We start from the raw sequence: 16359 nt of genomic DNA on the forward strand, positions 1-16359 counted from the left end.
ATGAGCATCGGCATGAAGCGCTGATACAGGTTGGCGGCGAGCATCACGGCCTTGTAGCCGGCGATGTTGGCCTGCGAGGACAACACATCCATGCTTTGCGCACGCGTGGTGCGCGGCGCGGCTTCCAAAGCGAAGCCGATGACGCCCGCGGCCGCCATGCGAGCGTTGTTCTCGGCATCGAACGGGTTGAGCATGCCCACGAGCGCACTACCGCGTGGAATCAGGCCGATCTCGGCGACCGACGGTGCGCGCACCTTCAGCACCAACTCCGCGCCGAGGGCCTCGGCTGCGCTGCCGCTCGACGCACCCGCCGCAACATACGCGGCATCGGGCACACTCGCCGCCTCGCCTGCGCCCCGCTCCACGGTGACGCGATGCCCAGCGCCCACCAGCTTCTTCACCGTTTCCGGTGTGGCCGCGACGCGGGATTCGCCGTCGGCCGTCTCCTTTGGAATGCCAATATGCATAGTTATTGTCTCGGGGTCTGAGCCCCTGTGGTGTTGTGAAACTCAGGCCGCAGCGGCTCGCGGCGGCTGCATCGAACGCCCTTCATTGGCGCCTTCGAAGCAACGCACCTTGGTGCAATGAATCAGATCGCACAGGAATTCCGGCTCGTAGGCGCGCAGCAAATGCGGCTGATGTCCGTCGAGATACGCCCCGATCAACACCAGTTCGGCCATGCGCAGCGCCTGCGCCGAAGCGCCTTCGAGATACGCCAGCGGCAAATCTTGATTTCCGGTCGTGTGCAGCAACCGGGTGTACGTGTGGTTATCCCAGTACCAGTCCAGACCCAGCTCGACGAACGCGTTGTTGAACGCGTGCAGATGGGCGTTGGCAACCGGTGCCAGCGCGGCGGGTTTGATATGCGATTCGATGACAGACATGATGGCGCTCTCCCAAAACAGTGATCGACTCCAGAACACGCAAACCCGCTCTCGCCTGGCATGACATGTCACCGACGCTTTGCTGTCACACCACTTTCATGCAGGCTGCCATTGCAGATTACGCAGCCCAACCCATAAAAGACAGTTAAAGTTAATTATGCAAACCATCAACGATTACTTATACTTCGTCGGAAATGCTTCGTGAGCGGAAATCGTTCCGCCGCACACGCCGACCTCTGGATGCCCGCCGCATGAAAAACGCCACGCTCCGTCAACTCAAGGTCTTCGAAGCCGTGGCGCGCCATTTGAGCTTTTCGCGTGCCGCCGAAGAACTTCACCTCACGCAACCGGCCGTCTCGACCCAGGTCAAGCAACTCGAGATACACGCCGGCCTGCCGCTCTTCGAGCAACTGGGCAAAAAGGTCTTCCTCACGCCAGCGGGCACCGAAATGCTTCATTACAGCCGCGCGATCATTGCGCTCTTTCGCGAGACCGAAGAGGCAATGGGCCACCTCAAGGGCATTACCGGCGGCAAGCTCAACGTCGCAGTCATCAGCGCAGGGGACTATTTCTTTCCCCGGCTGCTCGCCGCGTTCACCGTGCGCCATCCCGGCGTGACGCTGGGCCTTACGGTGCATAACCGCGAAGAACTGTTGCACCGGCTCACCGAGAACCTCACCGATCTGGCGGTGATGGTGCGCCCGCCTCACGAGATCGATACGATCAACGAAGCCTTCGCACCCCATCCCTACGTCATCGTCGCGCCGCCCGACCATGCGCTTGCCGGCCAGCGTCAGATTCCGTTCTCGCGCCTCACGCAAGAGCCGTTCATCAGTCGCGAGCGCGGATCCGACACGTGGAATTCCTTGCAGGACGCGTTCGGTCATCGCACTCAGCAACTCAAGATCACGATGGAGATCGCCAGCACGGAGACCATCAAGCAAGCGGTCGCGGCGGGCATGGGTATCAGCTTTCTGTCCGCGCATACCGTCGGCATGGAGCTACAGACCGGTCAGTTGACGGTGCTCGACGTGCAAGGCTTTCCCGCGTGGCAAAGCTGGTACGTCGTGCATCGTCGCAGCAAGCGGCTGCCGCCTGTCGCGCTCGCCTTCCGCGAGTTCCTGCTGGCCGAGGGCGCGGCGCTCATCGACGGCATGATGGCCTACAAGAGCCCCGTGCCGCCGCCCGCCGGGGGCGACGATCGCGTCGCCCCGCGCCCGACAGATCGCTGATCTGCCAAATGAAAAAGGGCGATCGACTCAGGCCATTGCCACCCCGGCCGATCACCGTGAAATCGGTTGCGCCGTCAGCCGCCCATGCGATTGGCCAACGTCCCCAGTCCGTCGATGCTCACCTCCACCAGCGCGCCCTCCTTCATCGAGCCCACGCCAATCGATGTGCCCACCGCAATCACGTCGCCGGGCAGCAGGGTCATGTCCTGTGAGATGCGCGCGACGAGTTGCCACGGGTTGAAGATCATGTCGGCGAGCGGATAACGTTGGCGCTCCGTGCCGTCGAGCCGCGTCACCAGCGTTGCCTCGCGCCAGTCGAAATCCTGCGCGATGACCGGGCCAAGGCAGCCGAACGTGTCGAAGCCCTTGGCGCGTGTCCACTGCGCGAAGTTGCCGTCCTGCTCGATGATCTCAGCCGCGGTCACGTCGTTGACCAGGGTGTAGCCCAGAATGTGATCGCGCGCCGCTTCCTCGCTCACGTTGCTCGCGCGCTTGCCGATCACAACGCCCAACTCCCCCTCGAAGACGATCTTGCCGGCATACGAGGCCGGACGCTGAATCACCGCGTCGGGCCCGGCCAGCGACGTCGCAGGCTTGATGAGGAAGAGCGGATGCGACGGTGCGGCCTTGCCAAGCTTTGCGCCGAGTGCGTGGAAATTGTTCCAGAGCGCCACGATCTTCGACGGCTCGCACGGGCACAGCAGGTCGACCGCGTCGCGCGCGATCGTCGCGCCCGTCGCGATCGGCTGATCGTAGAGATTGCCGCGATGCTCGAGAATTTGGTCGCCCTGCAGCAGGCCAAAGCCAATGCGGCCATGCGCGGTCTTGAAACGGGTCCAGAGCTTCATGCGTTTGCCATTCCTGTAACGGCCCGGCGGCACGGCAGGGTTGGCCGTGTGCGCGCCGGACGCGATGTCTTGAAGTCATTCACATCTGCCTCGAGCAGACACTTGCGCTCGCCTGCCGCCGCTCACACCGCGCCGACTTCGCGCAGTGCAGCGATCTGTTGCGGGCTGTAGCCGAACTCGGAGAGCACGTCGTCCGTATGCTCGCCAAGCAGCGGTGAGCGCTCGACATGCGTGGGACTGTCCGAGAGCTTGATCGGATTGCCCACGGTGAGGTATTTGCCACGCTTCGGATGATCGACTTCGACGATGGTCCCGGTCTCGCGCAGCGACATGTCCTCGGCGATTTCCTTCATCGACAGAATCGGGCCGCAGGGAATGTCGTACTCGTTGAGAATGCCCATCACCTCGAACTTCGTCTTGGTCATGGTCCATTGCTCGATCGTGTCGAAGATTTCGCGCAGACGCGGCAGACGCGCGCGCGGCGTCGCGTAGTCCGGATGCTCCACCCACTCGGGCTTGCCGATCACCTTGCAGATCGAGCCCCACACGGGCGCCTGCGTGATGAAGTAGATGTACGCGTTCGGGTCGGTCTCCCAGCCCTCGCACTTGAGAATCCAGCCGGGCTGGCCACCGCCCGACGCATTGCCGGCGCGCGGCACGGCGTCGCCGAACTGACCGTTCGGATACTGCGGATACTCCTCCATCACGCGGGCACGCTCCAGACGCTGCTGGTCGCGCAGCTTCACGCGGCACAGGTTCAGCACGCCGTCCTGCATCGCGGCGAGCACGCGCTGGCCCTGCCCGGTCATGGTTCGTTGATAGAGCGCCGTGACGATGCCCAGCGCGAGATGCAACCCCGTGCCGGAGTCACCGATCTGTGCCCCGGTGACCATGGGCGGGCCGTCGTCGAAGCCCGTTGTCGAGGCAGCGCCGCCTACGCACTGCGCCACGTTCTCATAGACCTTGCAGTCTTGATACGGGCCGGGGCCGAAGCCCTTGACCGACGCCACGATCATGCGCGGGTTCAACGCGTGGATATGCTCCCACGTGAAACCCATACGATCCAGCGCGCCAGGCGCGAAGTTCTCCACCAGCACGTCGCAGTCGCGAATCATGTGCTCGAGCACCGCCTTGCCTTCCGGGTGCTTGGTGTCGAGCGTGATCGAACGCTTGTTGCTGTTGAGCATCGTGAAGTAGAGGCTATCTGCGTCGGGAATGTCACGCAGTTGCTCGCGCGTCACGTCGCCATGACCGGCCCGTTCGATCTTGATGACATCCGCCCCGAACCAGGCGAGTAGCTGCGTGCAAGTCGGCCCCGACTGCACATGCGTGAAGTCGAGAATGCGCACACCTTCAAGTGCCTTGCCCATGGTCGCCTCCGCTCAGCAGGTTGCCCGGGCAGACGCGCCCGAGACATACACCGAAAGTTGAACCTGAGCGCGGCTCACGGCGCGCGCCGGGGTTGACTGTGCGTGCGCGCCCCCCGAGGGGCTGGCTTCGCGCCGGATGCTGGCGACGGTGAACATGGTTTGTCTCCTCCTGATGCGACGGCGTTTATGTAATTGATATGCGAAAGGGGGCTCGCCTGATCGGTCGAAGGGTGTCGCCTCTGCGGGCGCCATTTCCGTCGCCGATCGAATCTTGTGATATACGGTATTTCATACACGATATTTTATCAACGGCTTTTTGTTGCCGATGCGATTTGTTGTGGCGCGGCATCGATCTGTCAAAAAGCGGCCAAACCCCCATGCCGAAAGGGAATCCGCACCGCAACATCAAACCGCCACAGCGACGCGGCTACGGGTTTACAGGCATATGTCACGACGATGAAATTCGGCCATTTGAGCAACGCAGGCGTCATTGGCATCATCAATATATTGAATACAAAATACTCATCGTCCTCCCATCGCTCGTTTGCGAGGGTCAAAAAGACAAAAGCACCGATTCGCGATGCCACCCATCGGGGCGCGTCGTGAATCGGTGCTTCCTTGACTTCGGGTGCCGGTCGGGCGTTAGCGGCAGCAGCGGCAGCGGCGTTAGCGGCAGCGGCGGCAGCGTCGCCGTGCCATCGCATCCGGCATCGAGCGATCAGCCTGCTGTTGTTGCCGCCACTTTCGCTTCGAGTTCCGCCAGACGTTTGCGCAACTGACGATCTTCCTGGAATCGTGCGGTCTCGTCGCGAATCACGGCAACGATGCCGGTCACTTCTCCGCCGTCGCCGTGCAGCAAGGCAACGGTAAACGCGATCGACATGTTCCGGCCGTCCTTGTGCGCAGCGGGGACTTTCAGCAGATCGCTGCCGTACTTCGTCTGTCCGGTCTCCATGGTCTTGGCATAGCCTTCGTTGTGACGCGCACGCAGACGCTCGGGAATGATGATGTCCAGCGGCTGCCCGACCGCCTCCGCCGCCGAGTAGCCGAACATCGCCTGCGCGCCCGAATTCCACAGCGTGATGATGTTCTGCGGATCGGCCACGACGATGGCGTCGCCCACCACCTGAACCAACTGATTGACGTCGACGGATGCACTCATGATGTCTCCAATAATCTTGTGGGGAATGCGAATGGCACGGGCGCCAAACATGCCAATAAAGTACATCAATTAGCGAACAGCGCGGTCCCGAAAATAAAAATGGGTGCGTGCTCCGCAAGGAGCCGCACCCATGTACCGCTGCCGTGCGCCCGCGCGCACCGTCACCGCCCGAGGGCGGTCACGGTCCATGCGGGGCAGCGACTTCGTGCCGGACTTAAACGGACCGCGACGAGTGCAGCTTTGCGATCTGATCCTTGTTGTAGCCCAACTCGGTCAGGATCTCGTCGGTGTGCTCACCGAGCAGCGGCGAGCCCGTGATTTCAGGCTTCAGACCCGAGAACTTGATCGGGCTGCCAACGGTCAGGTACGTACCGCGCTCTTTGTGCGGCACTTCGACGATCGTGCCCGAAGCGCGCAGCGACGGGTCGTTCGCGATTTCCTTCATCGACAGGACCGGAGCGCACGGGATATCGAACTTGCGCAGGATGTCCACCGCTTCGTACTTCGTCTTGTCGGCCAGCCAGGCTTCGATGGTCGCGAAGATGTCGAAGATGTGCGGCTGACGGGCTTGCGGCGTTGCGTAGTTCGGATCTTCGATCCATTCCGGCTTGCCCAACGCGCGGCAGATCGGCTCCCACGCGTGACCCTGAATCGTGAAGTAGATGTAGGCGTTCGGATCCGTCTCCCAGCCCTTGCACTTGAGCACCCAGCCCGGCTGTCCGCCACCGCCTGCGTTACCGCCGCGCGGCACCACATCGCTGAACTCGCCATGCGGGTATTGCGGATACTCTTCAAGGTAGCCGATACGATCCAGACGCTGCTGGTCGCGCAGCTTCACGCGGCACAGATTGATGACCGAGTCCTGCATCGAGACGGCCACCTTCTGACCGCGTCCCGTCTGTCCACGGCCGATGAGCGCCGTCAGAATGCCGATCGCCAAATGCATGCCGGTGTTGCTGTCGCCGAGGGCTGCGGCCGACACCGTCGGGGGACCGTCCCAGAAGCCGGTCGTCGAGGCGGCGCCACCTGCGCACTGCGCGACGTTTTCATACACCTTCAGGTCGTCGTAGTGGTGACCGTCGGAGAAGCCCTTGACCGATGCCACGATCAGCTTCGGGTTCAGTTCGTTCAGGCGCTCCCACGTGAAGCCCATGCGATCGAGTGCGCCCGGTGCGAAGTTCTCGACGAGCACGTCCGACTCCTTCACCAGCTTCTCGAGCACTTCCTTGCCTTCCGGCGTCTTCGTATCGAGCGTCAACGAGCGCTTGTTGCTGTTGAGCATCGTGAAGTACAAGGCATCGGCGTCGGGGATGTCGCGCAGTTGGTTACGCGTGACGTCGCCCGAACCCGGGCGCTCCACCTTGATCACGTCCGCACCGAACCAGGCCAGCAATTGCGTACAGGCAGGGCCGGCTTGCACGTGCGTGAAGTCGATGATCTTGATGCCTTCGAGGGGTTTGCTCATGTCATGTCTCCTTGATTGACTCGGATTACTTTTTCATCGCCGCGCTTTGCGGATTCAGATTCGTCAGACGGCCGCTCTCGGTGCCTGCAGCTTCGTCGATGACGGCATTGATGAGCGTGGGCTTGCCCGACGCGATCGATGCTTCCAGCGCGCTCGCCAGTTCTTGCGGCGTGGTGACGTGGTAGCCAATGCCGCCGAACGCCTCGATCATCTTGTCGTAGCGCGCGCCCTTGACGAACACCGTCGGGGCCACGTCCTTGCCGCCCGTCGGATTGACGTCGGTGCCGCGATACACGCCGTTGTTGTTGAAGATGACGGTGGTGACCGGCAGCTCGTAGCGGCAAATGGTTTCGAGTTCCATGCCGCTGAAGCCGAATGCACTGTCACCCTCGATGGCCACGACCGGTTGGCCGCTCGTGACGGCCGCGCCGATGGCGAAGCCCATGCCGATCCCCATCACGCCCCACGTACCCGAGTCGAAGCGCTTGCGCGGTTGGTACTGGTCGATGATGGCGCGCGCGTAGTCGAGCGTATTCGCGCCCTCGTTGACGAGGTTGATATCCGGGTACTGCTTGAGAACGTCGCGAATCGCACCCAGTGCGCTGTGGAAGTTCATCGGCGACGGATTCTGCGCGAGCGTTGCCGCCATCTTCGCCAGGTTCTTGCTCTTGCGCTCTGCGATGGCGCCCGTCCATTCGGCGGACGGCTTGCCGAACTGGCTGTCCACGCCGGCGAGCAGTGCCGACACGCACGAGCCGATGTCGCCGATGACCGGCGCGGCAATCGCGACGTTGCTGTCGATTTCCGTCGGCGAGATGTCGATCTGAACGAACTTCTTCGGTGCCGAGCCCCACGTCTTGCCCTTGCCGTGCGCGAGCAGCCAGTTCAGGCGCGCGCCGATCAGCACGACCACGTCGGCCTCTTGCAGCACGAACGAACGCGCGGCGGCGGCCGATTGCTCATGCGTGTCGGGCAGCAGGCCCTTGGCCATCGACATCGGCAGGTACGGAATGCCGGTTTTCTCGATGAGCGCACGAATATCGGCGTCGGCTTGCGCGTACGAAGCGCCTTTGCCCAACAGAATCAGCGGACGCTTGGCGCCCTTGATGACGTCGAGCGCGCGCTGAACGGCATCCGGTGCCGGGATCTGACGCGGTGCGGCGTCGATCACGCGAATCAGCGAGTTCTTCGCCTTCTGTGCGTCGATGGTTTGCGCCAGCAGCTTGGCCGGCAGGTCCAGATACACGCCGCCAGGACGCCCGGACACAGCGGCGCGGATCGCACGCGCCAGGCCGACGCCGATGTCTTCGGCGTGCAGCACGCGGTAGGCGGCCTTGCAATACGGCTTGGCCGCATTGAGTTGATCCATCTCTTCGTAATCGCCCTGCTGCAGATCGACGATCTCACGCTCGCTCGAGCCGCTGATGAGAATCATCGGGAAGCAGTTGGTGGTCGCGTTCGCGAGCGCCGTCAGGCCGTTCAGGAAGCCAGGTGCGGACACCGTCAGGCAGATGCCGGGCTTTTGCGTCATGTAGCCGGCGATGGCCGCCGCGTGCCCTGCATGCTGCTCATGGCGGAAGCCGATGAAACGCATGCCCTCGGCTTGCGCGAGACGAGCCAGATCGGTGATGGGAATCCCCACCAGACCGAAGATGGTGTCGATGTCGTTCGCTTTCAGGGCATCGATGATCAGATGAAAGCCATCCGTCGTTTCTGCCTCGGACACGATGTTCGCGTGTCGGCTGGTGTCATTGAGCGTGTTGCCCGCGGTGTCGTTTTCCGCTTTGCCGACTGGCACGGTCATCGCAATGGACATAATTCTCTCCTCCAAATTTTCCGGTTTCAGTGTTGCGTCGTCTTGTCTGACGATTAATGGCTATTCCCTTACTGCTTCGCTACCTGCTCACCCGGCCGTGCAACCGGCCCTGTCAGGGCACGGATTGCACGCCGGTCAAACATTTCTCTCATCAGGCCAGTCAGGCTGCGGCTTCACATCGTGAAGTTCGCGTTACGTGGTGCTGCGCGACAGGTCCGCCGCCTTCACCACCGGCTCACTCGATTGCGCTTTGTAGTCACTCGCGTAACGCTGCGCCAGACGGGCACGCATCGGCTTGAGGACGAACAAGGCAAGGAAGGCCGCGAACGCGTTCATGGCACAGGCAATCATGAACACCGCCTGCCAGCTCCCCGTCATCGTGGTGATGATGCTCGAGAAGGGCACCAGCAACGCGGCGGTCCCCTTCGCGGTGTAGAGCATCCCCGCGTTGGTGGCGGCGTACTTCGAGCCGTATGTGTCAGCGCAGGTCGCCGGGAACAAGCTGTAGATCTCACCCCAGGCAAAGAACACCAGGCCCGTCAGAATCACGAAGGCCACCGGGTGCTGGCCGAACTTGGCCAAGGCATAAATCCCCGCAGCTTCCATCGCAAACGCGATGAACATCGTGTTTTCACGACCGATCTTGTCCGAGATCCAACCGAACACCGGACGCGTCACCCCGTTGAGCACCCGGTCGATCGCCAGTGCGAACGTGAGTGCGGGCAGCGTCAGGCCGAGGATCGAGACCGGTGCCTGATCGAGACCGTAGTCCTTGGCGATCGGGCCGAGCTGTGCCGTGGCCATCAGGCCGCCAGCGGCCATCAGCACGAACATGAGGTACATCATCCAGAACACCGGGGAGCGCATGACTTCGGTCGGCTTGGCGTTGTAGCGCATGGCCCCAGGGGCCAGCTTCTTGAGCGCTTCGATCGAAGCCGGCGGGGAGGCGAGCGCCAGCCCCAGCAGCAGCACGATGATCCCTTGGCCCAGACCGAAGGTCAGGAAGGTGTTTTCGTAGCCGCTCGACTTGATCATGTTGGCGATCGGCACCACCGTCAGTGCCGAACCGGCGCCGAAACCGGCAGCGGTGAGGCCCGCCGCAAGACCACGGCGATCCGGGAACCACTTCAACGCATTACCCACGCAAGTGCCATACACCGCACCGGCACCCACCCCGCCCACGGCCGCAGCGAAATACAGCATCGGCAGCGAGGATGCATAGGCGTTCAAGACCCATGCGATACCGCACAGCAGACCGCCACCGACCACGACCGGGCGCGGGCCGAACTTGTCGACCAGATACCCTTCGACCGGCACCAGCCAGGTTTCGGTCACCACGAAAATCGTGAACGCCACCTGAATCGCCGTACGGCCCCAGTGATACTTCTCATCGATCGGGTTGACGAACAGCGTCCACCCGTACTGCAGATTGGCGATCATCGCCATGCAAATCACACCGAACACGAGCTGAACCCAAGGGCTCGCGAACACGGATTCCTTGCCGTGTTGATTTGTCGTCTCCACTTGTACCTCCTCCATCGGTTTCCAGTTGTTTGGCAGCTTCACAACAACAACACCTTCCGGATGGGGTCTGTGCCCCCTGGGTATGCTTTACGAGGTCTTAGCCTCGCCGACTTATCTCTAATGCTTACGGGGTCCATTGCCTCCCGCAAATATACCGAACGAAATATACGATATATCAGATATAAGTCAACACTAATTTATTGCGATCTTCGTCTTCCTCTTCGCGTGCCGCCGTCGTTTTCGTCCATTGCAGGGAAAACAATTGCGGCACGCGAGGCACTGTCCTAAGTGGCGGCTAGATACAGTAACGCCACTGTAGGACGGAGTAGCGCAACAACGCAATGCGAAAATACTAAGGAGTTAACCTGATCCGAAAGGCACGCCAATCAAGGCGTTCAGCCTTTTTATATCGGCCTCCTTGGTATTTTTTAAAACCAGCACAAGACGATATTTACGATAATTTTTCTCACAAGAACCCCATTTCGGCGGCCTTCCACTCGCCTTGTAACATACCGTAATAATTCGCTAATTCGGCGGATGAGGCGTTTTCCGCCCCCCTATTTCATGCCCGTTGCGCTCACACATCCAGACGCATGTTTTTCCAGCGTCTGCGGGGAAACCATGACGGTAATTGGGCCTGGAAGGCTTGGCGGCCCTCTTCATGTGATATACGATATACAACATTTGGTATTAGAAGAATAAACGGCCAGTACCAGGCCAAGATTTCGATTCACCTTTGGAGGGAGAGACTTCATGAAGATTTGCATCTATGGCGCTGGTGCCATCGGCGGCTATCTTGGCGTGCAACTCGCGCGCGCCGGAGCCGATGTCAGTCTGGTCGCGCGCGGTCCGCATCTGAGCGCCATGCGCGAGCACGGACTCAAGTTGCTGATCGATGGCGAGGAACGGGTGGCCCAGTTGCGCTGCACGGATGACCCGCGTGAGCTCGGTCCGCAGGATTACGTCATCATCGCCCTGAAGGCACACTCGGTGCCGTCGGTACTCGACGCGATGCAGCCGCTGATCGGCCCGGATACCGCCGTCGTCACGGCCGTGAACGGAATCCCCTACTGGTACTTCTACAAGCACGGTGGTGCGCTCGAAGGCACGACGCTCGAGAGCATCGACCCCGGCGGCCGCCAGTGGCGTCAGCTCGGGCCCGAGCGCGCCATCGGCTGCGTCGTTTATCCGGCCACCGAAGTGGTCGCGCCGGGCGTGATTCAGCATGTCTACGGCAATAAGTTTCCGCTGGGCGAAGCCAGCGGCGAGCGCACGGAGCGCGTGGAGAAGCTCGCGCAGTTGATGACCGCCGGCGGACTCGACGCGCCGATTCGCGAGAACGTCCGCGACGAGATCTGGCTCAAGCTCTGGGGCAACCTCTGCTTCAACCCGATCTCGGCACTCACGCACGGCACACTCGATATCATTGCGAGCGATCCGGGCACGCGTGCCATTGCACGCGCCATGATGCTCGAGGCCAAGGCGATCGGCGACAAGTTCGGCGTACATTTTCGCGTCGACGTGGAGCGTCGTATCAATGGGGCGGGCGCGGTCGGTGCACACAAGACGTCGATGCTCCAGGATCTGGAGCGCGGGCGCGCCATGGAAATCGATCCGCTGGTCTCCGTGGTCCAGGAGATGGGACGCCTCGCCGGCGTGCCAACCCCGACCCTCGACGTGGTGCTGGCGCTGATTCAGCAACGCGAGTTCATGACGCAGCCGGATGCTGTCGCGGCCGCCCAGGCGCGTCTGGCCAAAGCGGCCTGAGCCTGACGTTGTTTTCATGAAACACAGAACGCGGGGTCCACGGCGGAGCCCCGCAATCAGCGCCGCTATCTATATAGAGAGGCAGATGCGAGCGATCGACGGAATCGCGTTGCCGTTCCGCCCACGCAGTGGCTTGAGCGGGCCGCCGCCGGACCTCCGGGCGCGGCCGATTTTTCGCCGAATGCGCATGGCCCGTCGTCCCCGAAGGACCTCGGTGCCCATGTGGTTTCGCGGCAACGCAATAACGCACGCTGGCCCCCCTCTGAAAGCACGACCGTTCACCCCTGAAATCGCACGCGCTGCTGGCGTCCCGAAATCCGCACTTAGGCAAGCCAGACGGACCCCCTAGGAGATTCACCACCACCATCGACCCACCTAGCATTATCGAAAAAAACGACAAATCCGGGCAGTGAACCGGTGCAGTGACACAAAGAACGTCCCGAAAAACGATAAATTTTGGTATTTGGTATGTGGTATATCTTGAGACTTGCTGCGCCGCGACATACAATGCAAAGCAAGTTCTCCCCCACATTACGATCATTTAACGTTTATCAGGAGTCTCACCATGTTTGTCGCTGCGCTGACTTTGCTCGCCCTTGCTTCCGCCCTTGCCACCGGTGTTGCGATGGTTCATCTCTTCGTCGCCCTGCCGGCCTCGATGCTCGAAAAGGCCGAAAAGAACGGCCGCTTTGCCTACCTGGCGGAAACCACGCAGGCAAACGAATCGGGTAAACTCGTCACCAAGCCGGCAACCATCGTGGGGCAGCAAGCATTGCGCCTCTGAAGGGGCCGTAATACCTAGGAGACTATTGCATGTCCCTGATCACCCCAACTCCGGCGCGCGTGACTCCGCTCGCGCTGGAGCCGATCGATACGACCACGAGTTTTCGCAATCAGGCGTATGCGCTGCTGAAAAAAGCCATCGCCGACGCCGATATCTATAACCAGAAAGAAGAAATCCGCCTGGATGAGCGTCAGCTCATCCAGGTGCTTGGCGTTTCGCGCACGCCGATTCGCGAAGCCATGACCTTGCTGGAACAGGAGGGGTTTCTGCGTACGGTGCCGCGCCGGGGCATCTTCATTATCCGCAAGACCAAGCGCGAAATCGTCGAGATGATCCAAATGTGGGCAGCCCTCGAAGGGATGTCTGCACGTCTGGCCACACTGCATGCGAGCGACGACGACATCGCCAAACTCCGTCATTTGTTCGACGAGTTCGTCAACGCACCGCCAACGGATCATATTGAAGAGTACTCCGACGCGAACATCGACTTCCACCAGGCGTTGATCAATCTTGGCGGCTCCCAGGCCATCTCCAATACGATCAGGAACCTGTTCATTCATGTGCGCGCCATCCGTAAGGTGACGATCGCTCAGAACGACCGGGCTGCCCGCTCGATTGTCGATCACCTGAAGATCATCACCGCACTCGAGAAGCGCGATACGGAACTCGCCGAGAAACTGGCACGCGACCATACGCTGGGTCTGGCCGCCTTCGTCGAAGAGCACTGCGACTTCCTCGAATAACACCTCAGCGCCGACGCCGCGTGCGGCAACGGCCGCGACCTGCGAAAAAGCCAGTGACATCGGAATGTCGCTGGCTTTTTTTCTTGTTGCGCGTTCCGCACGCCACGCCTCACGCCCCACTCCTCGCTCCTCACTTCTCGTTCGTCACTTCTCGCTCCTCGCGCTTCACGATTCGGTCCTCACGCTTCATTCCTCACGCTTCATTCCTAACGCCTCGCTTCCTCAATCTCCGCTCCCCTGTTTCCCCTCCCCCTCACGCCTCGAAACATCGCCGAATTCGGGTAAACGAGCCTGTCCAACCGGGTTGGAAACGCTTGCACGTATACCGTATATCATATATCGTGTTTCACATATCGAGGCCTCACCGCACTGGCGGCAGCGCAGCTGACTGCCTGCTCTGGTGTGACGAGGCGCCGTCCACCCGCGTAGCAGGCGTTGGGGCGGCAGGCAGTTTTCCAGTCGCAGTACCTGTTTGTTGAAGAAGTAAGCCACGGGCGAGAGGCCGAGCCCGTGCGGCATATGGTGGGGGCTATGTGCCGCACGCTCGTCCGGCGCCGCGCTGATCGCTAGACCCGAGCAGCGTCGCCGGATGTGACCATTGGGCCTCTCGCCCCCGGGCAGGACAAGAACATATAACCCATACCCTCAGGCATACCGCTCCCCACGGGGTGCCAATCAGGAGACAACAGCCATGCGCGAGGCTTTTTCCATCGCGACGGTGCACGCGATTCTGAACGCCCATGCAACTCAGGAAGGCCCCCTGCTGCCGATCCTTCATGACGTTCAGGACACCTTCGGCTATGTACCCCCGGATGCCGTGCCCGTCATCGCCAACGCCCTCAACCTGTCTCGCGCCGAAGTGCATGGCGTGATCACGTTCTATCACCACTTCCGCACCAGCCCGCCACCGCGCCACATCGTACAGATCTGCCGCGCAGAGGCATGCCAGAGCATGGGCGCAGACGCCCTCGCGGCGCATGCCGAACGCGTGCTGGGCTGCGCGATGCACAGTCACAGCGGCGATGTCGCGCTCGAACCGGTGTATTGCCTCGGCCAGTGCGCAACGTCGCCCGCCATCATGATCGACGACAAGTTGCACGCGCGTGTCACTCCCGAGAAATTCGACCGATTGGTCGCCCGCGCCAAGGATGCCGCATGAGCCAAGCTCTCACTTCCGCCAAGACGCCCGCAGCGCCGGGCGCCGTGCGGCTCTATCTGCCGCGTGACTCCGCCGCCCTCGCGCTCGGCGCCGACGAGGTTGCCGAAGCCATTGCGGCACAAGCCGCCCGCCGTGGCATCGAGATCGAACTGGTGCGTAACGGCACGCGCGGCATGCTGTGGCTCGAACCGTTGCTCGAAGTCGTGACCCCGGCGGGTCGCGTTGCCTATGGCCCCGTCGACGTGGACGACGTGCCCGGTCTGTTCGACGCCAACGTCACGGCCGGCGGCGATCATCCGCTTGCCCTCGGACTCACCGAAGAGATCCCGTACTTCAAGCAGCAGGAACGGCTCACCTTCGCGCGCGTCGGCATCACCGACCCGGTGTCGGTCGACGACTACCTCGCGCACGACGGCTATCGCGGCCTGCGCAACGCGCTTGCGCTCGACGGCGCGGCCATCGTCGCGCAAGTGACCGAGTCGGGCCTGCGCGGCCGGGGCGGCGCGGCGTTCCCGACCGGTATCAAGTGGAAGACGGTACTCAACACGCCCGCCGAACAGAAGTACATCGTCTGCAATGCCGACGAAGGCGATTCAGGCACGTTCGCCGACCGCATGCTGATGGAAGGCGATCCGCTCGTGCTGGTCGAGGGCATGACGATTGGCGGCATCGCCGTGGGCGCCACGCGTGGCTATATCTACGTGCGCAGCGAGTATCCGCATTCCATTGCCGTGCTCAACGAAGCGATCGCCAATGCCGCCGCGGCGGGCTACCTTGGCGAGAACATCCTGGGCTCGGGCAAGGCGTTCCACCTCGAAGTGCGCAAGGCCGCCGGCGCCTATGTGTGCGGCGAAGAAACCGCGCTGCTTGAGAGTCTCGAAGGCAAGCGCGGCGTGGTGCGCGCCAAGCCGCCGCTGCCTGCCATCGAGGGTCTCTTTGGGCTGCCCACGGTCATCAATAACGTGATTTCGCTGGCATCGGTGCCGATCATCATGGATCGCGGCGCCGAGTTCTACAAGAACTTCGGCATGGGCCGCTCGCGCGGCACGCTGCCCATCCAGCTCGCGGGCAACATCAAATACGGCGGCCTCATCGAGAAGGCCTTCGGTGTGACGCTGCGCGAAATTCTCTACGACTTCGGCGGTGGCGCCATCACCGGCCGGGCGCTGCGCGCGGTTCAGGTCGGCGGTCCGCTCGGCTCCTATCTCCCCGAATCGCAGTGGGATACGCCGCTCGACTACGAAGCGTTCGCCGCCCTCTGGGCCGTGCTCGGCCATGGTGGCATCGTGGCGCACGACGACACCGTCGATCTGGCCCGGCTCGCGCGCTATGCGATGGAGTTCTGCACCATCGAATCGTGCGGCAAGTGCACGCCGTGCAGAATCGGCTCGACGCGCGGCGTCGAAGTGATGGACAAGATTATCGACGGGCGCGACCGTCCCAAGCAGATCAAGCTGTTGCGCGACCTGTGCGACACCATGCTCGCCGGCTCGCTGTGCGCGATGGGCGGCATGACGCCCTATCCCGTGCTGTCTGCGCTGAACCATTTCCCCGAAGACTTCGGCGCGGCCGAACCGTCGAATCTGCCGACCCAGGCCGCCTAGG

13 protein-coding genes and 1 pseudogene are annotated in these 16359 nt (G+C 62.0%); 6 read left to right on the forward strand and 8 right to left on the reverse strand.

Translation table 11 applies throughout. From position 1 onward, the window contains the following. Positions 1-467, reverse strand: a pseudogene (locus ACE3UG_RS20020) (NAD(P)(+) transhydrogenase (Re/Si-specific) subunit alpha); the annotation flags it as partial. Between the two features lie 42 nt (positions 468-509). Beyond that, positions 510-884, reverse strand: coding sequence for a hypothetical protein (locus ACE3UG_RS20025; protein ID WP_374627185.1), 375 nt, complete (start codon positions 882-884; stop codon positions 510-512). 251 nt (positions 885-1135) lie between these two features. Between ACE3UG_RS20025 and ACE3UG_RS20030 the strand changes: the two genes are divergently transcribed. Then, on the forward strand, positions 1136-2116 hold the full coding sequence (locus tag ACE3UG_RS20030) for a LysR family transcriptional regulator (protein WP_374627187.1): 981 nt from the start codon (positions 1136-1138) through the stop codon (positions 2114-2116). Between the two features lie 74 nt (positions 2117-2190). Here the strand turns inward: ACE3UG_RS20030 and ACE3UG_RS20035 are convergent, their stop codons facing one another. The 6 genes from ACE3UG_RS20035 to oxlT form a co-directional block, all read right to left on the reverse strand. After that, on the reverse strand, positions 2191-2964 hold the full coding sequence (locus ACE3UG_RS20035) for a fumarylacetoacetate hydrolase family protein (protein ID WP_374627189.1): 774 nt from the start codon (positions 2962-2964) through the stop codon (positions 2191-2193). Between the two features lie 122 nt (positions 2965-3086). Continuing rightward, positions 3087-4334 carry a formyl-CoA transferase gene (frc, locus tag ACE3UG_RS20040; protein WP_374627191.1) on the reverse strand — a complete coding sequence of 416 codons (1248 nt, stop codon included), beginning with the start codon at positions 4332-4334 and terminating at the stop codon, positions 3087-3089. Positions 4335-5052: 718 nt separating this feature from the next. After that, on the reverse strand, positions 5053-5496 hold the full coding sequence (locus ACE3UG_RS20045; RefSeq protein WP_374627193.1) for a PAS domain-containing protein: 444 nt from the start codon (positions 5494-5496) through the stop codon (positions 5053-5055). A 214-nt stretch (positions 5497-5710) separates the two neighbouring features. Next, on the reverse strand, positions 5711-6961 hold the full coding sequence (frc, locus tag ACE3UG_RS20050) for a formyl-CoA transferase (RefSeq protein WP_374627195.1): 1251 nt from the start codon (positions 6959-6961) through the stop codon (positions 5711-5713). 25 nt (positions 6962-6986) lie between these two features. Continuing rightward, a complete protein-coding gene (oxc, locus tag ACE3UG_RS20055) occupies positions 6987-8777 on the reverse strand; it encodes an oxalyl-CoA decarboxylase (protein WP_374627197.1) in 1791 nt (596 codons plus the stop codon). 192 nt (positions 8778-8969) lie between these two features. Continuing rightward, entirely contained in the window at positions 8970-10316 is a 1347-nt protein-coding gene (gene oxlT / locus ACE3UG_RS20060; protein ID WP_374627274.1) for an oxalate/formate MFS antiporter, read from the reverse strand. A gap of 738 nt (positions 10317-11054) precedes the next feature. On the opposite strand from oxlT, the gene ACE3UG_RS20065 reads away from it, so the two are divergent. The 5 genes from ACE3UG_RS20065 to ACE3UG_RS20085 all read left to right on the forward strand — a co-directional run bounded on the left by ACE3UG_RS20065 (position 11055) and on the right by ACE3UG_RS20085 (position 16358). Further along, a complete protein-coding gene (locus tag ACE3UG_RS20065; protein WP_374627199.1) occupies positions 11055-12068 on the forward strand; it encodes a 2-dehydropantoate 2-reductase in 1014 nt (337 codons plus the stop codon). A gap of 565 nt (positions 12069-12633) precedes the next feature. After that, positions 12634-12852 (forward strand): hypothetical protein, encoded by a 219-nt coding sequence (locus tag ACE3UG_RS20070; RefSeq protein ID WP_017231699.1) that lies wholly within the window; start codon positions 12634-12636, stop codon positions 12850-12852. Between the two features lie 29 nt (positions 12853-12881). Next, on the forward strand, positions 12882-13595 hold the full coding sequence (locus ACE3UG_RS20075) for a GntR family transcriptional regulator (protein WP_374627201.1): 714 nt from the start codon (positions 12882-12884) through the stop codon (positions 13593-13595). A 691-nt stretch (positions 13596-14286) separates the two neighbouring features. Beyond that, positions 14287-14754 (forward strand): formate dehydrogenase subunit gamma, encoded by a 468-nt coding sequence (locus tag ACE3UG_RS20080; RefSeq protein WP_374627203.1) that lies wholly within the window; start codon positions 14287-14289, stop codon positions 14752-14754. Then, positions 14751-16358, forward strand: coding sequence for a formate dehydrogenase beta subunit (locus ACE3UG_RS20085; RefSeq protein ID WP_374627206.1), 1608 nt, complete (start codon positions 14751-14753; stop codon positions 16356-16358). The genes ACE3UG_RS20080 and ACE3UG_RS20085 overlap by 4 nt, the downstream gene beginning before the upstream one ends. Position 16359: the final 1 nt, after the last annotated feature.

Origin of the sequence: Pandoraea sp., from assembly GCF_041919235.1 — a bacterium.
Classification (GTDB): domain Bacteria; phylum Pseudomonadota; class Gammaproteobacteria; order Burkholderiales; family Burkholderiaceae; genus Pandoraea.